The 23,705-nt window shown below is 63.3% G+C and carries 22 protein-coding genes, 1 tRNA gene and 1 pseudogene; 11 read left to right on the top strand and 13 right to left on the bottom strand.

Annotated elements, in window-relative coordinates:
* A partial coding sequence (locus L0D16_RS02870) for a helix-turn-helix domain-containing protein (protein WP_341474612.1) occupies positions 1–266 on the bottom strand: 266 nt, incomplete at its 3' end.
* Between the two features lie 136 nt (positions 267–402).
* Here L0D16_RS02870 and L0D16_RS02875 point away from each other — a divergent pair.
* Positions 403–582: pseudogene (locus L0D16_RS02875) on the top strand (phage holin family protein); the annotation flags it as partial.
* On the opposite strand, the gene L0D16_RS02880 reads toward L0D16_RS02875, so the two are convergent.
* The 4 genes from L0D16_RS02880 to L0D16_RS02895 form a co-directional block, all read right to left on the bottom strand.
* Complete coding sequence (locus tag L0D16_RS02880; RefSeq protein ID WP_243029919.1) at positions 579–1,010, bottom strand: CBS domain-containing protein; 432 nt, start codon at positions 1,008–1,010, stop codon at positions 579–581. The pseudogene L0D16_RS02875 and the gene L0D16_RS02880 overlap by 4 nt on opposite strands.
* 48 nt (positions 1,011–1,058) lie before the next feature.
* The gene (locus L0D16_RS02885; RefSeq protein ID WP_243029920.1) at positions 1,059–1,865 is read right to left on the bottom strand and encodes a universal stress protein; all 807 of its coding nucleotides are present in this window, start codon (positions 1,863–1,865) and stop codon (positions 1,059–1,061) included.
* Between the two features lie 9 nt (positions 1,866–1,874).
* Positions 1,875–3,017 carry an MFS transporter gene (locus L0D16_RS02890; protein ID WP_243029922.1) on the bottom strand — a complete coding sequence of 381 codons (1,143 nt, stop codon included), beginning with the start codon at positions 3,015–3,017 and terminating at the stop codon, positions 1,875–1,877.
* Between the two features lie 89 nt (positions 3,018–3,106).
* Positions 3,107–3,183, bottom strand: a tRNA-Arg gene (locus L0D16_RS02895).
* Positions 3,184–3,227: 44 nt separating this feature from the next.
* On the opposite strand from L0D16_RS02895, the gene L0D16_RS02900 reads away from it, so the two are divergent.
* Positions 3,228–5,045: a peptidylprolyl isomerase gene (locus L0D16_RS02900; RefSeq protein WP_243029923.1), complete on the top strand. Its 1,818-nt coding sequence runs from the start codon at positions 3,228–3,230 to the stop codon at positions 5,043–5,045.
* 62 nt (positions 5,046–5,107) lie between these two features.
* Entirely contained in the window at positions 5,108–6,676 is a 1,569-nt protein-coding gene (locus tag L0D16_RS02905) for a phosphoglucomutase (protein WP_243029924.1), read from the top strand.
* A gap of 4 nt (positions 6,677–6,680) precedes the next feature.
* Here the strand turns inward: L0D16_RS02905 and L0D16_RS02910 are convergent, their stop codons facing one another.
* The 6 genes from L0D16_RS02910 to L0D16_RS02935 form a co-directional block, all read right to left on the bottom strand.
* Entirely contained in the window at positions 6,681–7,523 is an 843-nt protein-coding gene (locus L0D16_RS02910; RefSeq protein WP_243029925.1) for a carbohydrate ABC transporter permease, read from the bottom strand.
* Complete coding sequence (locus L0D16_RS02915; RefSeq protein WP_243029926.1) at positions 7,520–8,395, bottom strand: carbohydrate ABC transporter permease; 876 nt, start codon at positions 8,393–8,395, stop codon at positions 7,520–7,522. Before L0D16_RS02915 ends, L0D16_RS02910 begins: the two co-directional genes overlap by 4 nt.
* Before the next feature lie 50 nt (positions 8,396–8,445).
* A complete protein-coding gene (locus L0D16_RS02920; RefSeq protein ID WP_243029928.1) occupies positions 8,446–9,735 on the bottom strand; it encodes an ABC transporter substrate-binding protein in 1,290 nt (429 codons plus the stop codon).
* 135 nt (positions 9,736–9,870) lie between these two features.
* Positions 9,871–10,950, bottom strand: coding sequence for a TRAP transporter substrate-binding protein (locus tag L0D16_RS02925; protein ID WP_243029930.1), 1,080 nt, complete (start codon positions 10,948–10,950; stop codon positions 9,871–9,873).
* Positions 10,951–11,039: 89 nt separating this feature from the next.
* On the bottom strand, positions 11,040–11,510 hold the full coding sequence (locus L0D16_RS02930) for a DUF4384 domain-containing protein (protein ID WP_243029932.1): 471 nt from the start codon (positions 11,508–11,510) through the stop codon (positions 11,040–11,042).
* 35 nt (positions 11,511–11,545) lie between these two features.
* The gene (locus tag L0D16_RS02935; RefSeq protein WP_243029934.1) at positions 11,546–12,151 is read right to left on the bottom strand and encodes a ribonuclease HII; all 606 of its coding nucleotides are present in this window, start codon (positions 12,149–12,151) and stop codon (positions 11,546–11,548) included.
* Between the two features lie 65 nt (positions 12,152–12,216).
* Between L0D16_RS02935 and L0D16_RS02940 the strand changes: the two genes are divergently transcribed.
* From L0D16_RS02940 to L0D16_RS02960, 5 genes are read left to right on the top strand one after another with little or no spacing between them, the layout of a single operon-like run.
* A complete protein-coding gene (locus L0D16_RS02940) occupies positions 12,217–13,764 on the top strand; it encodes a carboxylesterase/lipase family protein (protein WP_243029936.1) in 1,548 nt (515 codons plus the stop codon).
* Between the two features lie 4 nt (positions 13,765–13,768).
* Entirely contained in the window at positions 13,769–15,778 is a 2,010-nt protein-coding gene (locus L0D16_RS02945) for a molybdopterin oxidoreductase family protein (RefSeq protein ID WP_243029938.1), read from the top strand.
* 36 nt (positions 15,779–15,814) lie between these two features.
* Positions 15,815–16,243: an NUDIX hydrolase gene (locus L0D16_RS02950; RefSeq protein ID WP_243029940.1), complete on the top strand. Its 429-nt coding sequence runs from the start codon at positions 15,815–15,817 to the stop codon at positions 16,241–16,243.
* 3 nt (positions 16,244–16,246) lie between these two features.
* Positions 16,247–17,476, top strand: coding sequence for a tRNA uracil 4-sulfurtransferase ThiI (gene thiI, locus L0D16_RS02955; RefSeq protein ID WP_243029941.1), 1,230 nt, complete (start codon positions 16,247–16,249; stop codon positions 17,474–17,476).
* Positions 17,457–18,761 (top strand): amidase, encoded by a 1,305-nt coding sequence (locus tag L0D16_RS02960; protein ID WP_243029943.1) that lies wholly within the window; start codon positions 17,457–17,459, stop codon positions 18,759–18,761. Before thiI ends, L0D16_RS02960 begins: the two co-directional genes overlap by 20 nt.
* On the opposite strand, the gene L0D16_RS02965 is transcribed toward L0D16_RS02960, so the two are convergent.
* Both L0D16_RS02965 and L0D16_RS02970 read right to left on the bottom strand, forming a co-directional pair.
* Positions 18,753–19,952, bottom strand: a complete 1,200-nt coding sequence (locus tag L0D16_RS02965; protein WP_243029945.1) for an SLC13 family permease — start codon at positions 19,950–19,952, stop codon at positions 18,753–18,755. The two genes, L0D16_RS02960 and L0D16_RS02965, sit on opposite strands and share 9 nt — an antisense overlap.
* On the bottom strand, positions 19,918–20,508 hold the full coding sequence (locus tag L0D16_RS02970; protein WP_243029946.1) for a GNAT family N-acetyltransferase: 591 nt from the start codon (positions 20,506–20,508) through the stop codon (positions 19,918–19,920). Before L0D16_RS02970 ends, L0D16_RS02965 begins: the two co-directional genes overlap by 35 nt.
* A gap of 158 nt (positions 20,509–20,666) precedes the next feature.
* Here L0D16_RS02970 and L0D16_RS02975 point away from each other — a divergent pair, with 158 nt between their 5' ends.
* The 3 genes from L0D16_RS02975 to L0D16_RS02985 are packed head-to-tail and all read left to right on the top strand — an operon-like array spanning position 20,667 to position 23,612.
* Entirely contained in the window at positions 20,667–21,902 is a 1,236-nt protein-coding gene (locus L0D16_RS02975) for an extracellular solute-binding protein (protein WP_243029947.1), read from the top strand.
* 1 nt (position 21,903) lies between these two features.
* Entirely contained in the window at positions 21,904–22,794 is an 891-nt protein-coding gene (locus L0D16_RS02980) for a carbohydrate ABC transporter permease (RefSeq protein ID WP_243029949.1), read from the top strand.
* On the top strand, positions 22,791–23,612 hold the full coding sequence (locus L0D16_RS02985) for a carbohydrate ABC transporter permease (RefSeq protein ID WP_243029951.1): 822 nt from the start codon (positions 22,791–22,793) through the stop codon (positions 23,610–23,612). The genes L0D16_RS02980 and L0D16_RS02985 overlap by 4 nt, the downstream gene beginning before the upstream one ends.
* Positions 23,613–23,705: the final 93 nt, after the last annotated feature.

Consider the following 23,705-nt stretch of genomic DNA (forward strand, 5'->3'; position numbering starts at 1 on the left):
AAGCCCTGGAAGGCTTTGTCCACACGGTCTATAACGTTCTGTAGGACCTGGGAGTGAATGCCCTTGTACTCCGGCAGCTCGGTCCGTATCTCGGGCAGATACCTCTTCTGCTCGTAGAACCCGATGGTCTTTTGGGCCTTCCTATAGGCCTCTCTACGTTCCTGAAGGGCTGCGTTGTAAAGTTGCCTACACAAGCGGAGAGTACGCTCCAGGTCTTTTCTCTGGGGCTTGGTCGGGTACAGGCGGTATTTGAAGGCTTTTGTGATCACTGTACCTCCCTCCTATGGTAGTACATCTATCGCTTTGGGGTCCTTGTCCCAAATGAACCGCCGGAGGACGTGGGGGTCCACCTATCCCCGGTTTGCAAACCGGGGGACTGTAGCCCCCCACGCCCCCTTTTCTCTAACCCTACCCTTAAACCTCTTGACCCTGGGGCTTTTCACCTTGGTGGTCAACGGGATGGTGCTCTACCTGGTGGCCCAGGCCACCGCCCTCGAGGTGCACGGATTCCCCGGGGCCCTGATTGGAGCCCTGATCCTATCCCTGGTGAGCCTTTTCCTTACCTGGTTGTTGCGCGATTAGTGGTTTTCCATCACGTAACGAGAAAGCTCCTCAATCAGGACCTCCTGCTCGGTGATGATGGCCTTGACCGCATCCCCAATGGAGACCACGCCCACCACCTTGCCTTCCTCCAGAACCGGAAGGTGCCGCATGCGGTGTTCGGTCATCAGGCGCATGGCCTCCTCCAGGGAGGTCTCGGGGGTCACGGTGACCACCTCAGGGGTCATGACCTCCTCCACCCGGGTGTCCTTGGAAAACCGGCCCAGGAGGACCAGTTTCCGGGCATAGTCCCGCTCGGAGAAGACGCCAAGAAGCCTCTCCCCCTCCATGACCAAAAGGGCCCCGATGTCGTGCTCGGCCAGCTTCCTGAGGGCCTCCAACACCGTGGCCTGGGGGTGGACGCTATAGACCCCTACCCCCTTGCGCAACAGGACCTGACGAACGGTCATAGAACCCCCTTTCCTTTAGGGGTTCATTATACCAGAGCGCAACGCAACTTAGCGCACGGTGAGTACCGGCCCCACCGCGTGTCGCACCACGTGTTCGGCGGTGCTCCCCAGGACCAGGCGGCGCACCGGCGCTCCCAAGGCCAAGAGATCCGTGGGCCCCTGCAAGGACAAAAGATGCTCGGCGGGATCCCCGGAGAAGGCCAAGGATTCCACCCGTATCCCCTGGTCTTCTAGGTAGGACTGGGCCTCGAGGGCCCAAGCCCCCGCCTGCACAGGATCGTCGTGGACGCTCACCACCCGCACGGGAAGTCCCAGGGGCTTGGCCAGACTGGCCAAGGTGTGCAAAGCCCGCACCGCACTCTCCGAGGCGTTATAACCCAAGATGGCGCCCGCAATCTCCACGTAGTCGCTGGGAGCCACTAAAACCGGGGTGGGCGAGGTTCTCAGAACCCTATCCACGGTACTTCCTAACCCCACGAAGCTACCCCCATGGGCCTCCCCACTCCGGCCCATCACCAGAAGATCCGCCGTCCGGGCGTGACGGAGGATCACCTCGTGAGGCAACCCGGTTTCCAGGAAGACCTCCACCTGAAGCCCTGCCTCCTCGGCGCTTTTGCGAATGCGCTCCAACACCGCCTCACCGTGAGCGGATAGGGCCTTCTCCAACTCCTCCCGGTGGGCAGGAACGGGCACGGTAAGAGCCCCGAAGTCCAAAAGCTCCAGCACCCGCATCAGGCGGATATCCCGCACGTAAAGGGCCACCAGCTTGGCAGGGAGTTTGTAGCACAGCCACTCCGCCAACACCTCCGCCCCCCGGGCCTGGGGCGAGCCGTCCGTGGCCAGAAGAATCCTCATGGGACCATCTTAACGCCCCCCGCCCTGAGCCAAGCCCGGCTCCCTTACCCCTTGGGCCAAGGCCCAGGCGGGCAGGATCAAGACCCCTAGGGCCAGGAGGACCGGCATCACGCCAAACACCTCTATCAGGTGCCCTATGGGGGCGTAGAAAAGCCCGGCAAAACCCCAGGTAAAGCCCATGAGAAGACCTGAAACCGTGGCCGTCTGGCCGGGTTCCAGCTCCTGGGCCAAGGCCACGGCCACCGGAATGCCTGCGTTCATCAAGGCCCCGGTCAGGGCCAAAAGCACCAGGTAGGACGCACCTCCGGGGGGCAGGAAAAGAAGGCCCAGATACAGGGGAAGCCCGAAGGTCAAGGTCCCCACCAACACCGCCTTCCGTCCCAGGCGGTCAGAAAGGGTGCCCCCCAGGAAGGCGCCCAAGGTGGCGGAGAAACTGTAGGTGGATAGGCTTAGGGCGATGTAGGCATCGGAAAGGCTCCTCTGGGTAAACCAGTAGGGCAAGGTGGTGGAAAAGCTCATGAACACCAGGCTCCGCAAGGTGGCCATCCCCCATAGCCGGGCCACGTCCCCGCGAAACACCCTTAGGAAGTCCTCGAGGCTTGCAGGCCTCCCTTGCCGCCGCACGGGGGGGAGGCGCAAAAGCAACAGGGCTGGAAGCAGGGCCAAAGGGGTAAGCCAAAAAAGCCCCTTAAGCCCCCAGACCCCCACGGCAGAAAGGGCCACCACCGGCCCCAGGGAGAGGCCCAGGTACCCCGCCGAACCAAAAAAGGAAAGCCAAAACCCCCTCCGCTCCTTGGGGGCGAACTCCCCCACCAGGCTTGCCCCCGAGGCGTGAAAAAGGGCCGAACCCAAGCCGGAGAGTCCCAGGACCAAAAGGAGCGCCTCAAACCGGGGCCAGAGGCCCAAAGAACCCATACCCAGGGCCACCAGCACCGGTCCCAGGGCCGCCAGAAGCCTCCGGTCCAACCGGTCGGCGATGAGGCCAGCCAAAGGCTGGAAAAGGCTACCCGTTAGGGAATACACCGACACCAAAAGCCCCACCGTGCCCAAGCCCACGCCGAAGTGGGCCATCAGCTTGGGCAAAAGGGGGGTGAGGAAGTTAGAGAAGAGGTCGTTGACGGTGTGGAGCCAGGCCAGGAGAAGAGGCAGCACCCTCCCATGCTAAACCCCTTTCTCATGGGGAGTGTGTTACAATCCCTTCGTGCTTGTGGGCTTTCCGGTTGGCGGGGGAAAAAAGAAAATGGCGCGCCCGAGAGGACTCGAACCTCTGACCTTCGGCTCCGGAGGCCGACGCTCTATCCAGCTGAGCTACGGGCGCACTCAGCGGGAAGTATCCTAGCACGCTAAGGAGGAGGCGGTCAAGTGTTCGGTATCAGCAAGAAAGCCATCACCATCCTTTTTGGGCTTCTGGCCTTGGCCTTCGCCGTGGGGGCCATCCTCCTTTTCACCCCCCAAGCGGGGCAGCAGGCGCGGGGCAAACCCGTGCTGTGGGTGAACGGGAAGGCGGTTTACGAGCTGGACCTGCTAAGGCTCCAGGGGAATGACCCCCTCTACGCCGCGAACCCCCAGGGGCTTCTTAAGACCCTGGTGGACACCCACTTCCTGGAGCAGGTCATCCTCACCGAGGCCCTCAAGCAGGACGCCGCCCGGATCCGGGTGGGCAGCGCCGAGGTGCGCAAAGAGGTGGACCGCATCCGGGAACAGTTTGGCCTGAAGGACAAGAAGGTCTACGAGCAGTTCCTGAACCAGGTGGGGTACACCGATGCCCAGCTTCGGGGAGAGATCAAGACCCAGCTCCAGATCCAAAAGCGGCTGGAGCAGGTTCGTTCGGCGGCCAAGGCCACACCGGAAGAGGTGCGGTTTTACTTTGAGGTGCACCAAGAGGACTATAAGGGCGAGCCCCGGGTCAAGGCCCGGCAGATCGTGGTGGACGATGCCAAGCTGGCAGCGGAGCTCCTGGCCAAGGCTAAGGCTGGGGAGGACTTCGCCGCCTTGGCCAAGCAGCACTCCAAGGTGGGCGCCGAGCAAGGCGGGGCCCTGGGAGCAGCACCGGGGGAAAGGGAGCCCAAACCCGTCACCAAGGTGGTCTTCCCCGAAAAGGTGGCGGAGGCGGTTTTCGGCCTGAAGGGGCCCGGGCTGGTGGGGCCCATAGAGGCCGGGGGTCGCTACTACCTGGTGCAGGTGGAGGAGTACCTCCCGGCAAAGGCCCCCACCCTCGAGGAGGTCAAGGACCGGGTAGAGAAGGATGCCCAGGAGGCCAAGGGGAACGGGGCCCTCGAGGCCTACCTGGAAGAGCTGCGCAAAAAAGCCCAGGTCCGTTTTGCCGAGGATAGCCCCTATAGCTACCAGAACCCCCCCGTAGCCAAGGTCAATGAGCAGGAAATCCTCCTGGCCCAGGTCCTCCAGCCCATCTTCTCCAATCAACAGACGGCGGCCCTCATCCAGCAAGGCCTGGGGGAGCTGGCGGTCCAGTTCTTCCTGCCCCAGACCCTGGAAAGCCTCATTGAACGAGAGCTTCTGGTGGAGGCGGCCAAGAAAAGCGGCAAGCCCTTCATCGGAAACAAGGACGGGATCGCCCAGGCCTATCTCCTCTACGAGACCCGGGGCCTTACCGCCACCGAGGAGGAGGCCCGTAGGTTCTACGCGGAAAACCCCGCCCTCTTCACCATCCCAGCCAGCGCGGAGGTCATAGGGGTGGTCTTCAAGGCGGAGGCCAAGGCCAAGGCCTTCCGGGAGGCGGCCTTGAAGGGTGGCGACCTCCAGGCCCTGGCCAAGGCCCAGGAGGGCAGCCTCACCGAGTACGGCACCGTGAACCCCAACCAGCTCCCCGCCGTCTTGGACCGCCTGGTCTTCAAGGTGAAGGAGACCTTCCCCAAGGGACCCTTAGGCGAAGTAAGCGAGGTGGTGAAGTTGGAAGATGGCACCTTCGCGGTGCTTCTCATCAAGAACCGCAAGCCCGAGGTGCTCAAGCCCTTCAACGAAGTGGTGGAGGAAGCCAAGCAAAGGGTCATCCTCAGCAAGCGCCAGCAAAAGGCTCAGGCCCTGGTTCAGGAGCTGCGAAAAGCGGCCAAGATAGAAAACCGCCTAAGCCAGGTGCTGGCGGAACTGACCCCCAAGACCCAAGAGCCTGAGACCCCCCCTGCCAAAGAAACCCCGGAGGAGGCTCCGGCCAAGCCCTAAGCAGGTGGGCCCTCGAGGAGGTCCCCATTATGCGGACCTCCTCGTTTTTTTAAGATGGGACCATGGATATACCCAAACTCCTCACCCTTTATTACGAGGAACGCCCCGACCCCACAGACCCGCTGCAACGGGTGGCCTTCGGCACCAGCGGCCACCGGGGCACCAGCCTCAAGGGCACCTTCACCGAGGCCCACGTGCTGGCCATGGCCCAGGCCATCGCCGACCTCCGGGCCTCCTTTGGGGCCACGGGGCCCCTCTTCCTGGCCAAGGACACCCACGCCCTTTCCGAGCCCGCCTGGGCCACGGTCCTCTCCGTACTGGTAGCCAACGGAGTGGAAGTGCGCCTCGAGGAGGGCTACACCCCCACCCCCCTGGTCTCCTTGGCCATCCTGGAGCACAACGCCCAGCACCCCGCCAAGGCGGACGGCATCCTCCTCACCCCCAGCCACAACCCCCCGGAGGACGGCGGCCTCAAGTACAACCCTCCCACGGGTGGCCCCGCCGACACCCGCATCACCAAGGCCATAGAGGAGAGGGCCAACGCCCTTCTCGCGGAAGGGCTAAAGGGGGTCAAGCGCCTTCCCTTCCGGGAAGCTTTGCGGCAAGCCAAGCCTTACGACTACACTGGTCTTTACGTGGAGAAGGTGCGGGAGGCCGTGGACCTAGGGGTCATCCAGGCGGCAGGCTTGCGCCTGGGGGTGGACCCTTTAGGGGGCGCAAGCCTTAGGGTGTGGGAACGGCTTGCCGAGGCCTACCATCTCAACCTGGAGGTGGTGAACCCCACCCTGGACCCCACCTTCCGCTTCATGCCCCCCGACCACGACGGCAAGATCCGCATGGACTGCTCCAGCCCCTACGCCATGGCCGGCCTCCTGGCCCTTAAAGACCGCTTTGACCTGGCCATCGGCAACGACCCCGACGCCGACCGCCACGGGATCGTCACCAAGATGGGCCTTATGAACCCCAACCACTACCTGGCGGCCGCTGTCCATCACCTCTACACCACCCGCACCTGGCCAGGGGCCAAGGTGGGCAAGACCGCGGTGACCAGCGCCCTTTTGGACCGGGTGGCCAAGGCCTTAGGACGGGAGGTCTACGAAACCCCCGTGGGCTTCAAATACTTTGTGGAAGGCCTCCTGCAAGGCTGGCTAGGCTTCGGCGGGGAGGAAAGCGCCGGAGCCAGCTTTTTGCGCTTTGACGGCAGGCCCTTTTCCACGGATAAGGACGGGATTCTCCTGGGGCTCTTGGCGGCGGAGATCCTGGCCAAGCGGGGGAAGACCCCCGATGAGCTCTACGAGGAGCTGGCCGAAGGCCTGGGCCGGCCCTACTACACCCGCAAGGACCTTCCCATCTCCCCCTTGGCCAAGGCCAAGCTGGCTCGCCTCTCCCCCGAGGACGTGAAGGAGAGGGAGCTTGCCGGGGAGCCCATCCTGGCCATCCTCACCCGGGCCGCCGGGAACGGGGAGCCCCTAGGCGGCCTCAAGGTGGTGACGGAGAACGCCTGGTTCGCCGCCCGCCCCAGCGGCACCGAGGATGTGGCCAAGGTGTATGCGGAAAGCTTTAAGGGGGAGGAACACCTGAACGTGGTGCTGGAAGCCGCCATGGCCCTGGTGCACAAGACCCTGGGGTAAGCCCTCAGCCCTTGACGGCGCCCGCGGTTAATCCGGCCACGATACGTTGCTGGAAGATCAGCACCAGCACCACCAGGGGCACGGTCACCACCACGCTGGCCGCCATGATGGAACCCCAGGGGATCTCAAAGGGCGTGGCCCCCCCAAAGCTGGCGATGGCTGGGGGGACCGTTTTCACCTTATCCCCTACGGTGAAGGTTAGGGCGAAAAGGTATTCGTTCCAGGCAGCGATGAAGGCCAGAAGTCCCGTGGTCACCAAACCCGGACCCGTAAGGGGCAGCATGATGCGCACCAAGGTCTGCAAAGGGGTGGCCCCGTCCACGTAGGCCGCCTCCTCCAGCTCCCGGGGTAAACCTTTGAAGTAACCTACCAGGACCCAGACGGTAAAAGGGAGGGTGAAAAGAAGGTAGCTGAGGATAAGGCCCATATGGGTGTTGAACAAGCCCGCTTGGCGGAGCAGCATGAAAAGCCCTCCCAAGACCGAGATCTGGGGGAACATGGTCATAGCCAGAACCAGGTAGAGCACAGCATTCCTGGGAGGGAAAGGCAACCTACCCAAAGCGTAAGCAGCCAGCACCCCAAGGACCAGAGAAAGGAGGGTGGCCCCGCCGGCGACCACCACGGAGTTCAGCAGGTTGCGGCCAAAGTTGGCCTGGAGAAACACGTTCTTGTAATGGTCCAGGGTGAAGGGCAGCGGCAAAAAGTTGGGATCGCTGGCAAAAAGGGCGTCGGAGGGCTTGAAGCTGGAGATCACCGCCCAGTAAAAGGGAAAGACGCTATACACCACCACGAATACCACCAGTAGGTAAAAGAGCAGGCGATTTCCAAGGCGAAGCCAGGTCCTCATCGCAGAGCCTCCCTACCTAGGGTCCGCATATAGGCCACCACAAAAAGGAAAATCAGGACCAAAATCGCCACGCTTATGGCCGAGCCATACCCCAAGTCCTGGAAATCTATCAAGGTCTGGCGGTTGTAGACGGCCAGGGTACGGGTGGCCGGGTTCACGCCGCTCATAACGAAGATCACGTCAAACACCCGTAAGGCATCCAGGGTACGGAAGATGAGGGCTACCACCAAGGCGGGAGTAAGAAGGGGGAGGGTAATGGTCCAGAACTGCTGCCAACGGGTGGCCCCGTCGATGCTAGCTGCCTCGTAAAGCTCCTCGGGAATTAGCTGAAGGCCGGCCAGGAGGAGAAGGGCCATGAAGGGCGTGGTCTTCCACACATCCACGGCGATGATGGCGGGCAGAACCAGCTCGGGCCGGGCCAGAAAGGCCACCTTTTGCGACAGAATGCCCAGCTTCACCCCCAGGATGTTGATCACCCCGTAGACATCGTGTAGCATCCACTGCCACATCTTGGCGGAAACCACCGTGGGGATAGCCCAGGGAATAAGGATGGCGGTACGCACCAAGCCCCGACCCTTGAAGTTGGAATGGATGACCAAAGCAATAGCTAATCCCAAAAGAGTTTCCAGGCTAACAGAAAACACAGTGAACTTCACCGTGTTCCATAGGGCTTGGCGGAAATCAGGGTCCTGGAGAAGGTAAAGGTAGTTCTTGAACCCCAAAAACTCCGGGGGCTCTACAAAGGCGATATCGGCCCGGAACAAGGACCAGTAAAAGACCTGGGCCAAAGGGTACCCCGCCACCAACACCACCACCAAAAGGGTGGGGAGAACCAATAACCAGGCCAAGCGTACCTGCCGTTGCGTCAGCATGATTTGAGGATAAGCCCCGGGGGGAGCACCCCCCGGGGATGGGAGGAAGGCTAGCGCAGAATGCGGCGCAAGCGGCCCTCGAGGTCCCGCACCGCCGCCTCCCCGGTCTTCTTCCCGGTAAGGACGCCGTGCACCTCGGTCCAGATAGCCTCGGACACTTGATTGTACTTGGCCCCCGCCACATCAGAAGGCCGGGAAACCGCATTCTGGAAGACGGGAAGGAGGTCGCGGAACCAAGGGTTCTTGGCCAGGACGTCCCGGTCGGTGTAAAGGGCCATCCGAGTGGGCAGGCGGGAAAGCCGCACGGCGTTATCCTTCTGCACCTCGTAGGAGGCCAAGTACCTCACCAGATCGGCCGACTCCTTGGGATAGCGGCTGTAGGCGGAAACCATGAGCTGCCAGCCACCCAGGGTGGCGGCGTTGGGCGCATCGGCTCCGCCCTTGGGAAGCACCGTGACCCCAAACTTGCCGCGGATGGGGCTTCCCTCCGCCTGGCCCAGGGCGTAGGCGTAGGGCCAGTTGCGCATGAAGAGGCTATTGCCCTGCTGCCAGACGTTCCTCGCCTCCTCCTCGGCATAGCTGGTGACCCCTGAGGGGGCGATGGTCCCCACAAAGCGGCGCACGGTGTTCAGGGCTAGGGCTGCACGGCCGTTGTTGACGCTGATGGTACCATCGGGTTCCACAATGCGCCCACCCTTGTGGGAGTAAATCCATTCTAAGGCGTCGCAGGTGAGGCCCTCATAAGCCTTGCCCTGGAAAACAAAGCCCCAAAAGTCCCGGCGACCCGCACGGCGCTCCCCCTCCATCACCTTTTGAGACATTTGCTCCAGCTCCACCCAGGTGCGGGGCGGGTTCTTGAAGCCGTACTTTTCCAGAAGGTCTTTGCGGTAGTAAAGGATGCCCGCATCAGTAAAGAAGGGAATGGAGGTGAGTTTGCCGCGGATGGTGTTGTTCTGGACGATGCGGGGAAAGAACTCCTTGAGCTCGTTATCCGAGAAGTACTGCTTCAGGTCGGCCGCATGGGGAGCAACGATGCCCGGCCAGATGACGTCGATCATGTAAACGTCCACATCCGGGCTCTTGGCCGCCCAGTACTGCTGGTAGAGGGCCAAGCGGTCGTTGGTGTCCGCAGGGGAGTCAATATACTCTACGCGGGTACCCGTTTTTTTACCCCAGGCCTCCACCATCTCCTTCATCCAGCGGCCACCCTCGCCTACCGCGGTGGAGTCCCCAGCCACCCGGATGACCGGACCTGTCTGGGCCCGCACCAAAACCGACCCCCAAAGAGCGCTAGCAGCCAGCCCAACCCCAGCCTTTTTGAGAAACTCCCTACGCCTCATACAAACCTCCATGGAAGCTTTTCCAGGCGGATTTTAAACCTGGTTTACCCCACCTGTCAAGCCCAAGCAAGGAGCAATCCCGCAAAGGAAAACCCCGGGGGCTTCCCCCCGGGGCGGTAATCCAGGGAAAGGAAATCAGAGGGCCGGGAAGGCAAAGCTGGCATAGCCCAGCTCCGCCACCCCAAACCAGCGGTACTGCTCCTCGCGGAACTTCTTCCAAGCGGTGTAGACCTTGCGGTAGGTGGCGTCCTTGGCCGCCTCCTCCTCGTACCAGTCAAAAGCCGCTTTCTGGGCTGCCTTCATCACATCGGCAGGCCACTTGCGCAGGCGCACCCCCGCCTTAATGAGGCGTTGCAGGGCCGGGGGGTTCACCTGGTCGTACTTGGCCAGCATGGCGAGGTTGGCCTCGGCCGCGGCCACCTCGAGGGCCTGCTGGTACTCCTTGGGCAGCTTCTGCCACTCCTTCAGGTTCACGTAGAAGGAAAGCATGGGCCCCGGCTCATGCCAACCGGGGTAGTAGTAGTACTTGGCCACCTTGTAAAAGCCCAGCTTCTCGTCGTCGTAAGGGCCCACCCACTCGGCGGCATCCACCACGCCCCGCTCCAGGGCCGGGTAGATGTCCCCACCCGCCAACACCTGGGGCACCACCCCAAGCCGGCTCATCACCTGGCCGCCGGGACCGGGGATACGCATCTTAAGGCCCTTAAGGTCCGCTACGCTCTTGATCTCCTTGCGGAACCAGCCCCCCATCTGGGCCCCGGTGTTGCCACCGGGGAACTGGATGATGCCGAAGTCGGCGAAGATGGGGCGGAAAAGCTCAATACCGCCCCCGTAGTACATCCAGGCATTCTGCTGCCTTGCGGTGAGGCCGAAGGGTACCGCGGTGTCAAAAGCAAAGACCGCCGCCTTCCCCACGTAGTAGTAGCTGGCGGTATGGCCCATTTCCACCGTACCCTGTTGCACGGCATCCATCACCTGTAGCCCGGGCACGATCTCGCCGGCTTGGTAAGTGCGGATCTGGAAGCGCCCACCGGTAAGGGCGTTTACCCTCTCTGCTAGCACATCCGCCGCTCCGAAGATGGTGTCCAGGCTCTTGGGGAAGCTGCTGGCTAGCCGCCACCTAATGGTGGGCTGGGCCTGGGCAAAAACTGGGCCAAAGGCCGCGCTGGCCGCTACGCCGATACCTGCTTTCTTCAAGAAGTCACGCCGCTTCATCCTTGACCTCCTTAGTGGTCCGGGGGGATTATACCCCACCTGGGGGTAGGAGGCGCAAGCCCCTTCCGCAACTTCTTGCAGTCCAGCGGCTAGCGGATGTAAAAGTAGGTCTCCGCCACCTGGTAACGGCGGGCCCCGGAGGTCTCCAAGTAGACCCTAAGCCGGGCATCCCAGTCGCTGTATACCCCTTCCAGGCGCAGGCTCCCGGGATGGGTATCCGTGTAGATGGCCCGCACCCGCTGGAACCCTCGAGGCGGCGTGACCGTGTAGCGGTAGGCCCCCGGGGGCAGGACATGGGTGCCCCGGCCCAGGTAGAAGCGGTCAAACTCGTAGGTGCGCCCGTCGGGATCTATGGCCACCAGGCTTATCCAGCCGGCTTCAGCCAGGGTGAGGAGGAAGCGCACCTCCTCCCCCACGTAATAGGTGGCCCCTGCCCCCCGGTCCGGCTCAAAGCGCAGGATGGCCGGGGTGAAGTCCAAGCGGTAGCTTACCGTTATGCCCTCCAGAGTCACGGTGCAGGCAGAAAGTAGCCCCACCAAAAGAAGGCCCAAAAGCCGCATACCCACCTCCTCCTCCAGCTTAGCCCTAAGGGCACCTACTCCCCTTCAGAAAACCTTAAGGGAGCCTGGGCCACAGGGGAAAAGCGCCTGCGGTGCACAGGGGAGGGCCCCAAGGTCCTAAGGGCTTCCCGGTGCTCTGGGGTGCCGTATCCCTTGTGCTGGGCAAAGCCATAACCGGGGTAAAGGCGGTCTAGCTCCTCCATGAGCCGGTCCCGGTGCACCTTGGCCAGGATGCTGGCCGCAGCCACGCTGGGGCTATGCTGGTCCGCCTTGGGAGGAGCCAGGAGGGGCAAGGAGGTGGCCACTTGGAGGTAATCGGTGACCAGGGCCTCCGGAGGAGGGTGCAGGAGGGCCAAGGCCCTTTGGGCCGCAAGGAGGGTGGCCCTTAGGACCCCCAGTCGGTCCACCTCCGCCACCTCCGCTACCCCCAAGGCGTAGGCCAGGGCCACCCCCTTCACCTCCTCCGCCAGGCGCTGGCGTTCCTTGGGCCTTAGGAGCTTGGAATCCCGGAAGGGGTAGCGGCCAGGCGGCAGGATCACCGCCCCTACCACGATGGGCCCCGCCCAGGCTCCCCGGCCCGCCTCGTCTATCCCGGCCACCCTTAGGCCCAGGGACCAGAAGGACGCCTCGAGGCCCTCCATCCCTTGGCATTATGCCTCGCCCCCAGGGTTGACACCCTCGGGTATATTCTGGATACGATTTATATATGCCCCCCCTTGCCCTCCTTATGGCATCCGCGCTGGCGCTGGGCCTCGCCCTAGCCCAGGAGGTGGTGGTCCAGACCCCCTTGGGCCCCGCCCAAGGCCAGGTGGAAAAGGGAGCCATCGCTTTCTATGGACTTCCCTATGCAGAGGCGAGCCGCTTCCAAGCCCCTAGGCCCGTGGCCTCCTGGCCCAAAGGGGTGGGGAGGGAGAAGGTGGCCTGTCCCCAGACCCCAGGAACCACCGCCCGGCTGGGGGGGTACATCCCCCCACAGCGGGAAGACTGCCTGGTTCTCAACCTATTCCTGCCCTTTGGACCCCCGCCCCCAGGGGGGTTCCCGGTGATGGCCTATCTGCACGGGGGCGGCTTCACCTCAGGAAGCGCCGCTGAGCCCCTTTATGGGGGGCACCTCTTAGCCCAGGAAGGGGTGGTGGTGGTCTCGGTGAACTATCGCCTGGGGCCCTTGGGGTTTTTGGCCCTCCCCGCCTTGGCCCAGGAAGACCCCAAGGCCGTGGGCAACTACGGGCTTTTAGACGCGATAGAGGCCCTCCGCTTTGTCCAGCGCTACATCCCCTACTTTGGCGGGGATCCGCAAAACGTCACCCTCTTTGGGGAATCGGCGGGGGCCATGCTGGCCTGCGCCCTGCTGGCCACCCCGGAGGCCCAAGGGCTATTCCACAAGGCCATCCTCCAATCGGGAGGGTGCCAAGAGGTGCGCCCCTTGGAGGGGGACCTCGCCTTTGGGCAAAGGTGGGCCAAGCGCCTGGGCTGCCCACCAGACGACCTGGTCTGCCTGAGGAGCCCTCCCCTGACGCACCTTTTCCCCAGGGAAGCCCCCCCGGGGCCCCCCGACATCACCGCTTCGGCCCTGGGCTTTCCCCTTTCCCCCTTTAAGCCCCACCTGGGTCCCCTGCTTCCGGAAAGCCCCGCGGAGGCCCTAAGAAAGGGTCGGGCTCGAGGCATCCCCTTCCTTGTGGGGGCCAACGGGGAGGAGCTTGGCTTCCCCGGCCTGGCCAGGCTTTTGGGGCCCAGGTCCTGGGAGGAGTTCGGCCAAAGGCTCGCTGCCCAAGGCCTTTCCCAAAAGGCCCAGGAAGCCCTAGTCGCCGCCTACCGGAAACGCTTTGCCGATCCTCAAAGGGCCTGGGGGGAGGCCCAGACGGACCTCCTCCTCCTTTGCCCCTCCCTAAGGGCTGCCCGGCTCCAGCTCCCCTTTGCCCCCACCTACGCCTACCTCTTCACCTTCCGCGTACCCGGCTTTGAGGGCCTGGGGGCCTTCCACGGCCTGGAACTGGCCTCCCTCTTTGGAAACCTGGAGGAGATGCCCTTTCTGCCCCTTTTCCTCAGCGCCGAGGCCCGGGACAAGGCGGAGGTTCTGGGGAAGCGCATGCGCCGCTACTGGGCCAGCTTCGCCCGGGAAGGGGAGCCTCGAGGCTGGCCCCGCTGGCCCCAGTATGGGGAAGGGTACCTCCTACGGCTGGACGAGCCCACAGGCCTCCTCCCCGATCCTTACGGGGAGCGGTGTGGCCTCCTCGAGGCCTTAGGGCTACTATAGGCCCATGAAGTCCCGCGCCACCTGCCCCCTGGACTGCCCGGATGCTTGTAGCCTTCTCCTCACTCTGGAAGGGGGCCGCCTCACCCGGGTGGAGGGCGACCCCCGCCACCCCATCACCCAGGGCTTTGCCTGCGCCAAAACCTACCGCTACCCCGAAAGGGTACGGGAGCGCCTCCTCTACCCCTTGCGCCGGGTGGGCAGGAAGGGGGAAGGCCGCTTTGAACGGGTCTCCTGGGAAGAGGCTCTGGAGGAGATTGCCGAAAGGCTGAGGCTCATCCTGGACGCCTACGGGGGCGAGGCCGTTCTTCCCTACCACTACGCGGGCACCATGGGGCTCATAGAAAACCAGCACCCCTTGGCCTTTTTCCGGGCCATCGGGGCCAGCGAGCTAGAGGAAACCATCTGCTCGGCCGCGGGAAGCGCCGCCTGGGAGATGACCTACGGCCCCAGGCTGGGCCCAGACCCTGAGGAGGTGCCCAACGCCCGCTACATCCTCCTATGGGGCATCAACAGCCTCACCACCCACAGCCACCTCACTCCCTTCCTCAAGGAGGCGCGAAGGCAAGGGGCCAAGGTGGTGCACCTAGACCCCTACGCAAACCACACCAGCCGCTTCGCCCATGAGCACCTCAAGCTCCGCCCCGGCACCGACGCCGCCTTGGCCTACGCCCTAGCCCACGTGCTCTTCCGGGAAGGGTTGGTGGACTGGGAGTACCTAAGGGAGGCCGCCACCGGGGTGGAGGACTTCCAAAGGGAGGCCGAGGCTTGGCCTCCAGAAAGGGCCGAGGCCCTTACCGGGGTGCCCAAGGAGACCATAGAACGTCTGGCCCGGGAGATGGGGGAGGCCAAACGGGTTTTCCTAAGGGTGGGCTACGGCATGACCCGGCACCCCGGAGGGGGGAATGCCCTAAGGGCCGTCATCCTCCTCCCCGCCCTCCTGGGGGCCTGGCGCTACCCGGGGTGCGGGGCGTTGCTTTCCACCAGCGGGGCCTTTGCCCTCAACAAACGCTTCCTCGGGGGCAGGCACCTTCTAGAAGGAGATCGCCCCCACAAGGGCTACTTCCGGCCCAACCCCAGGGTGCGCCGGATCAACATGAACCAGCTGGCGAGCGCCTTAACCCGGCTTATGCCTCCCATCCGGGCCCTTTTTGTCTTTAACTCCAATCCCCTGGTGGTGGCCCCCAACACGGCAGGGGTTAAGGAGGGCCTCCTGCGGGAGGACCTTTTCACGGTGGTGCTGGAGCAGGTCCAGACGGAAACCGCCCTTTACGCGGACTACCTCCTGCCCGCCACCTTCTTCTACGAGCACCCCGACCTCTACACCAGCTACGGCCACTACTACCTCTCCTGGAATGAGCCCTTGGCCGAGCCTCAGGGGGAGGCCCGGCCCAACACCTGGGTCTTCCGGGAACTTGCCCAGCGGCTTGGCCTCGAGGAACCCACCCTCTACTGGACGGCGGAGGAAGTGGCCAGAAGCCTCCTGGCCACGGACCACCCTTACCTGGAGGGCCTCACCCTGGAAAGGCTAAGGGCGGAAGGCTTCGTGAAGCTTAAGGTTCCCAGGCCTTTCCTCCCCTTCCAGAAGGGCCCCGTGCGCTTTAGCCCACCCCCTGAGGTCATCCCCACGGAGGCCCTTCCTGGCTACCCCCTTATCCTCCTCACCCCCCCGGCCCACCGCTTCCTCAACACCACCTATGGGAATCTCCGGGCCCTGGTGGAGGCGGAAGGCGGCGAGCCCAGGCTCCTCATCCACCCGCAGGACGCCAGGGAACGGGGGATCACCGACGGTATGCTGGTCTACATCCACTCCCCCCAAGGGAGGGTGGTGCGCAAGGCCCAGGTGACGGAGGCCCCCATGCCGGGCACGGTGGTCCTCGAGGGCACCTGGTGGGAAAAGTGGGCCCCGGATGGCAAGGGCATCAACCACCTCACCGCGGAAACCCTCACCGACTTAGGGGGCGGCAGCACCTTCCACTCCACCCCGGTGGAGGTGGAGCCCCTCCGCCTGGCCTGATTGCCGCTTGGGCTACGGTTTTGCTACCCTGGTTGGGTGCAGGTACCTAAGCCCCTTAAGCACGCCGTGGCCCTGGCCGCCTGGTCCCATAAGGGCCTCCTCCTGGTGAAGCGCCCCGAGGAGGACCCCGAGCTCGGCGGGGCCTGGGGCCTGCCAGCGGTGAGCCTAAAGGAGGGGGAAAGCGTGGAAGAAGGGGCCTTGAGGGTGGGCTGGGAAAAGCTGGGCTCCCCCGTGGAGGCTCTCCAGCCCGTGGCCTTCGGGGTGGAGGAGCGGAGGGCCTACACCCTAAGGCTTTGGGTGGTGGAGGCCAGGCTCCTAACCGAGCCCCTCCTGCCCGAGCCCCAGCCCGGGAAGACCTACTACCGGGCCTACCGTTTCGGCACCCCTCAAGACCTTAAGGAGGCCGCCCAAGAAGGCTCCTTGTGTAGCCGCCTCTACCTGGCGGTGAAAGGCCTTTGCCCATAAGCCATGGAAACCCTGCTTCTGGTCAACCTTTTCCACGAGCTGGCCCTAAAAGGGGGCAACCGCCCCCATTTCCTCAAGAAGGCCAAGGCCCATGTGAAGGAGGCCCTAAAGGGCCTGGGGGCCAGGCTGGAGGCAGCGTGGCCCATGGCCCTTCTCTTTCACCTGCCCGAGGAAGCCTGGCCCGAGACTAAGGAACGCCTACAGGACACCCTGGGGGTGGAAGGCTTCGCCCGGGTCCTGCGCACGCCTCCGGACCTGAAGGCCCTCGAGGCCGCCTTGGAAAGGGTTTTGGAAGGAGAGCGCTTTTTAAGCTTCCGCATCACCTCCAAGCGCTCCGACAAAACCTTCCCCCTCACCTCCCCGGAGATGGAGCGCCTCCTGGGCGCCTTCGTGAAGGAGAAGACGGGGGCCAAGGTGCAGCTAAAGGGGGCGGAACGGGAGTTGGTGGTGCGCGTCCTGCCCCATGCCGCCCTTCTGGAGGTGGAGCGCCACCCAGGGCCCGGGGGGCTTCCCCCTGGAGTCTCGGGAAAGGTGGTGGCCTTGCTCTCTGGGGGGATTGACTCCCCGGTGGCCGCCTACCGCCTCATGCGCCGGGGGGCCGAGGTGGTCCTGGTGCACTTCCACCCTTTTCCTCTCCTCTCCGGGCAAAGCCGGGAAAAGGCCAAGGCCATCGCCAAGCGCCTGGCCCGCTTCCAGCACCGCATCCGCTTGCACCTGGTTCCCTTTAGCGAGGTGCAAAGGGAGATCATCGTCAAGGCCCCCAAGGCCTACCGGGTGGTCCTCTACCGCCGCTACATGCTCCGCATCGCCGAGGCCATCGCCCAAGAGGAAGGAGCCTTGGCCCTTTGCACGGGGGACAGCCTAGGCCAGGTGGCCTCACAAACCCTGGAGAATCTCTATGTTGTAAACCAGGCCGCCACCCTTCCCGTATTCCGCCCCCTGATCGGTTTTGACAAGGTGGAGATCAAGGCCGAGGCGGAGCGCATCGGCACCTACCCCATCTCCATCCTCCCCGACGAGGAGTGCTGCACCCTTTTCGCCCCCAAGCACCCCGTGACCCGGGCCCAGCTTTCCGTGGTCCTCGAGGCGGAACGCCACCTAGATACCGAGGCCCTCATGGCCTTGGCCCTGGAGGGCCGGGAGGTGGTGCGCTACACCTGGCCAGGGCAAAAACCCCTACCGAAGGCCCAAGAGGAGGCCCCTATAATGGGGCATGGACCTCTTGACGGCTAAAGCCCTTCTGGAAAGGGGCGAAACCACCCCTCTGGCCCTTTTGGAAGAGGCCCTGGAAAGGGCCCGGGCCTTCCAGGACCGCAACGCCCTAGCCTACCTGGACGCGGAAGGGGCCAAGGAGGAAGCCCAGCGGCTTACCGAGGAGCTGAGGGGGGGAAAAGTCCGGGGACCCTTGCACGGCATCCCCCTCACGGTGAAGGACCTCTTCCCGGTAAAGGGCATGCCCACCCATGCCGGAACCCGGGCCCCCCTGCCCCCCCTGCCCGAGGAGGCCCAGGCGGTGAGGCGCCTGCGGGAGGCCGGGGCTCTCCTCTTCGCCAAGACCAACATGCACGAAATCGCCCTGGGTATCACCGGGGAAAACCCCTGGACTGGCCCCGTGCGCAACGCCGTAGACCCCAGCCGCCAAGCCGGGGGAAGCAGCAGCGGGAGCGCCGTGGCCGTGGCCCTGGGGATCGGCCTGGCCTCCTTGGGCTCGGACACCGGGGGGTCCATCCGCATCCCCGCTGCCTTCAACGGGGTGGTGGGCTTCAAGCCCTCCTACGGCCGGGTGAGCCTGGAAGGGGCCCTGCCCCTATCCCGCTCCACCGACCATGCGGGGCCCATCGCCAAAACGGTACGGGATGCCCACTTCCTCACGGAGATCCTGGCAGGGGAGAGCATTCCTTTAGAGGGCCCGCAAAACCCCACCTTCGGCGTGCCCCTGGACTTCCTGGAGGGCCGTCTGGGGGTGGGCGTGCGCCGGGCGTTCCAAAGCCTTTTGCAGGATCTGCCCTCCCTAAGGGCCGAGGTGAGGGAGGTGTCCCTACCCCTTCCCGGGGTCTATGAGGTCTACACCCGCCTGGTGCGCTACGAGGCCGCCCGCATCCACGAAAAGGCCTTAAAGGAACATCCGGAAGGTTTTTCGCCTCAGGTGCGGGAGGCCCTTTTGGCGGGGCTTTCCCTCACGGAGAAGGACTACCGGGATGCGGTGGCGGAAAGGGAGGCCTTGCGCCTGCAGTTGGTAAAGGCCCTGAGGGGGGTGGATGCCCTCCTCCTTCCCACCCAGCCCCTACCCGCCCCTCCCTTGGGCACGGAGGAGGTGGAGCTGGAGTCGGGGAGGAAGAGCCACCGGGAGGCCTTCATCACCCTCACCCTGCCCTTTAGCCTCCTGGGGGTGCCCACCCTCACCCTGCCCTTCGCCCGGGTGGAGGGGATGCCGGTGGGGCTTCAGGTGGTGGGCCCCTACGCCGAGGATGGCCGGGTGCTGGCCATCGGGGGCTGGCTCGAGGCCCGGCTAAAGTAGGGCATAGAGCAGGCCCAAGGTCAAAAGGGTTAGGGGCAGGCCCAAGCGGAGGTGCTCCCAAAGGCCAATCCTCACCCCCTCCCTCCCCGCGCCCTCGGCCACGATGAGGTTGGCCACGCTGGCCAAGAGGGTCAGGTTCCCCGCCAGGGTGCTCCCCCCCGCCAGAAGAAGCCAATCCCCGGGGTCTTGCACCAAGGGGGCCAGGAGCAACACCGCCGGCACATTGGAGACCAAAAGGGAAAGAAGGGCAGCGCCCAGAAGAAGCCCCAAAGGGGTAGCGGCCCAGGGCAGAAGGTGCTCCACCAAGCCCAGCCTCCGCACCCCCTCGGTGACCACAAAAAGGCCCGCAAACATCACCAAAAGCTCCCAGTCCACCCTTTGGAAGTACCGCTCCGAACGAAGGCGGCGGGTGAAGAGGAGCAGCCCCGCCGCCGCCAGGGCTCCTTGGGCCATGGGGTAGCCCAGGAGAAAGGCCAGAAAAAGCCCCAAGGCCACCCAAAGCCCCTTGGTCAAAAGGGGGCGGTGCAACCGGTAGCGCAAGGGGGGCATGGGGGGAAGGGGTGCCAACGAGCGTACCTCCGGGTAGAGGAGGGCCAGCAGGGCCACCTGAAGAAAGAGGCCCAAGAGGGTCACGGGCCAAAGGGCGGAGACAAACCCCAGGTAGGGAATGCCAAAAAGGCTCGCCACCACGATGTTCTGGGGGTTTCCCGTGGGGGTCAAGAGGCTTCCCGTGTTCACCGCCGCCATGAGGGCGAGGAGGTAGGGAACGGGATGGAGCCCCAGGCCCCGGGTGAGGGAGAGGACCAAGGGGGTGAGGAGGAGGGCCATGGTGTCGTTGAGGAAAAGGGCGGAAAGGAGGCCGCTTCCGAAGGTGAGGAGAAGGAGGAGGGAAAAGGGCGTCCTAGCCCATCGCAAAAGCCCCTCCGCCGCCAAGCCGAAGAAGCCGGCATACCCCAGGTGGGCATTAAGCACCATGATGCCGAAGAGGAAGGTGAGGGTCTTGGCGTCCAGGGCCTCCCAGGCCTCCTCGAGGTCCAAGGTCCCCAGGAGCACCAAAAAGCTGGCCCCCACCAGGGCCACCCCCGCCCGGTTCATGCGGTATCCGGGAAGCCCCCCTAGGGCCAGGCCCAGGTAGGTGAGGAGAAGAACCAGGAGGCTAAGCCCTTCCCGTATCTCCTGGGAAAACGCCATAGAGCTTCTCCTCCAACCTAGCCCTTACCCGGGGCCACTCCTCCCGCAGGAGGCTATAGATGACGTCATCGCGGAAGCGGCCATCCGCCAAAAGGCGGTTTCGCCTTAAAATCCCCTCCCGCACCGCCCCCAAGGACTCTAAGGCCCCTTGGCTTCGCAGGTTCAAGGGGTCTACCTTGAACTCCACCCTTTCTGCAGAAAGCCCCTCAAAGGCATGGACCAGGAGAAGATACTTGGCCTCCTTGTTGGCTGGGCTACCCCAGAAGGGCTTAAAGATGAGGGTTCCAAGTTCAAGCTTGCGGTTTTTGGGATCGGGAGCGATAACCGAAATCCGCCCGGCCAGCTCCCCTCCCAAGAAGATCGCCCAGTTCACCCGGCCCGGCTCGGAAAGAAGGGCCTCGAGGTGGGCCTCTAGGTCCTTCGGCCCCTCCACCCGATGGCTCATGTAGCGGTAGACCTCGGGGTCAAACTGGGCCTGAAAGCTAGGGAGGTGGGCAAGGGACAAGGTCTCCAAACGCACGTACCGGCCCCTAAAAACTTCGGGGAAAACCCACATGCTACCCATTATGGGACCCGCCGGGCCCCATGCGCGGCAACCCACCTGGAACCGGGTTGGCCTTGGCAATCCGCGAGCTTGCTAAGGTTTACCTGGGAAAACGCATCCGGATCATTTGCCAAGGCCCGTAGTAGAATGGCAGCGAAAGGAGGCTAACCATGAAAAGAGCCCTGGTTTTGCTTTTCCTGCTGTTCTCTATAGCCTTAGCCCAAAACATCACCATCACCTATTGGCAGTACGAGTTCCGCAGCAAGGTGGAGGCCATCAACGAGCTCATCCGCCGGTTTGAGGCCCAAAATCCGGGCATCAAAGTGGTGCACCAAACCTTTCCCTACGACGCCTTCCAGCAAAAGGTGGCCGCTGCTATACCTGCGGGCCAAGGGCCGGACGTGGTGAACCTGTACTATGGCTGGGCCCCTACCTGGGTCAAGGCCGGGTATCTGGTGCCCCTGCCCGATGACTGGATCCAGCGCCTGGACCGAGACTTCGTGGCCATGGCCCAGGCCGCCAAAGTGGGCGGAAAACTTTATGGAGTACCCACCGCGGTACGGAGCCTGGCCCTTTTTTATAACAAGGACCTTTTCCGCCAGGCGGGGATTGCCACCCCCCCCAAAACTTGGGAGGAGTTTATCGGTATAGGTCAAAAACTCACCGTAAAACAAGGTGGGCGCTTCGCTCAAATCGGCTACGGGATCGCCCCCGATGGGCAGGACCATCACCTGGTCCGGGAGGTCTTGGTGCGACAGTTCGGAGGCAAGCCCTACTCCGATGACGGAAAACGGGTCCTTTACCAAAACGAGGCTGGGCTTAAAGCCCTCAGCTTCTATACCGACTGGGTGCGCAAACACGAGATCGGGGTCCCCGGTTTCTTCCCCGGAAACAACGGCTACCGGGACGGGTTCATCGCAGGTAGGATCGCCATGATCGTGGACGGTTCTTTCGCCATCGGTACCATCCAACAAGGAGCCCGCTTCAACTTTGGGGTGGCGGAGTTGCCCTTGGAACGGGCAGGAGGGCGAAAGGCCAACTTCGGCTCCTTCTGGATGCACGGCCTCACCCCTTTGGCCACCGGGCCCAAGCGGGAAGCCGCCCTTAAGTTCCTGGCCTTCATCACCTCCGAGGAAACCCAGCGCTACTGGCTGGAGAAAGTGGGGGAACTCCCGGCCAGCAAAAACCTAATCCGGGACCCCAAGCTCTCCCTCCATCCCATCTATGGCCCCTTCGTGTTGAGCCTGGCCTACGCCAAGGCTACCCCCTTTGTGGACGAAGCTGCCCAGCGCAAGGTGATGGTGGACGCCATCAATCGGGTTCTGCTCCAAGGCATGGACCCCGCCCAGTCGCTTAGGATAGCCGCCGAGGAGGAGCAAAGGATACTGGACCAGTTCTGGAGGTAGGGTGCGGCTCACCCTGGCCCAGCGGGAAGCTCTTTGGGCCTTTGTCTTTCTGGCCGTTCCCCTAGCTTTTTTCCTCTACTTCCGTATCCTTCCTGCCTTCCAGGCCCTTTGGCTTTCCCTTTATGAGTGGCACGCCGACCCCGCACAAAGGCGCTTTGTGGGCCTCGAGCACTACGTCCGGCTCCTGGAAGACCCCCTTCTCCGCCGGGCCCTTTGGAATACCCTCCTCTACACCCTTCTGGGAGTTCCGGGCCAGATCGTCTTGGGCCTTATAATCGCCCTCCTCCTGCAAAGAACTCCTCTTGGTCGAGACCTGTTCCGGGCCATCTACTTTGCCCCGTATGTGACCCCAGCGGTGGCCGTAGCCTGGGTTTGGAGCTGGATGCTTTCCCCCCATTTTGGACTCGTCAACGAGCTTTTGGCCCTGTTGGGAATCCCCCCGCAGCCCTTTTTGCAAAGCCCGAGCCAAGCCCTGCCCACTGTGACCTGGGTGGTGGTCTGGCAGAACCTAGGCTTCCAGGTGGTCCTCTTTCTGGCAGGCCTGGAAAGCATTCCCCGGCAGTATTACGAGGCTGCCCGCATAGACGGAGCTGAAGGGTGGAAGCTGTTCCGCCACATCACCTGGCCCCTTCTGAACCCCGTCCTAGTGTTCTCCGTGGTCATTGGCACCATCGGTTACCTGCAGCTTTTCACCCAGGTGGTCAACCTGAACTTCACCGATCAAGGAGGCCCCCTTAACAGCACCCTGACCCTGGCCCTCTACATCTACCAGCTGGCCTTCCTGCGCTTCCAACTGGGATATGCCGCAGCGGTTACCGTCCTCCTTTTTGCCCTCATCCTCCTCATCACCCTGGTACAGCTCAGGCTCCTCACCCGGAGGGTGGAAGTATGAAGAGCCAAGCCAGGCTTACTAGCTTTCTGGTTCTTTTTCTCCTCCTCTTGGGCAGCGGGGTCATGGTCCTACCCTTTCTCTGGATGCTCCTTACTTCTTTCAAACCCTTCCCCGAGCTCTTCGCCCTTCGGTTCTTTCCCCAAGAACCCACCTTGGAAAACTACCGAGTAGTGCTCCGGGAAACGGGTTTTTTGCGTTGGTTTGGGAACAGCATCCTGGTAGCCTCCCTAACTACCCTTTCCGTGCTTTTCTTCGATAGTCTCGCCGGCTATACCCTGGCCCGACTGCGATTTACTGGAAAAAATCTGATCTTTATCCTTATCCTCTCCACCCTCATGGTTCCCACAGAGATGCTGGTCATCCCTTGGTATGTGATGAGCGCGGAGAAGGGTTGGATCAACACCTACTGGGGGCTTCTCTTTCCCGGGCTCATCACCGCCTTTGGGGTCTTCCTTATGCGGCAGTTCTTCGCAACCCTACCCCAGGACCTCTTTGACGCCGGGCGAATGGATGGGCTCTCCGAGTTCGGGGTCTTCTGGCGTATTGGCCTACCCCTGGTACGCCCGGCCCTGGCAGCGTTAGGGATCTTCACCTTTTTGGGCAACTGGAACGCTTTCCTTTGGCCGCTCATCGTGGTCCAAACCCCAGAGATGCGCACCCTTCCCGTAGGTATTGCCCTTTTTTCTGGGGAGGCAGGCACCGCTTGGAACCTGATCATGGCCGCTTCGAGCCTAGCGGTGCTACCGGTACTCTTGGTCTTTTTCTTCTTCCAACGGCAGATCATTGAAGGCGTGGTTCTCACGGGGGTAAAGGGCTGAGGGAGCTTCAAAAAACACAACCATACGCTAATACGCTACCCCCCACCGGGAAGGGCCACGGCCCTCGAGGACACCCTGCGCTACACCCGCACC

The sequence above is a fragment of the Thermus altitudinis genome (assembly GCF_022760835.1).
Classification (GTDB): Bacteria; Deinococcota; Deinococci; order Deinococcales; family Thermaceae; genus Thermus; species Thermus altitudinis.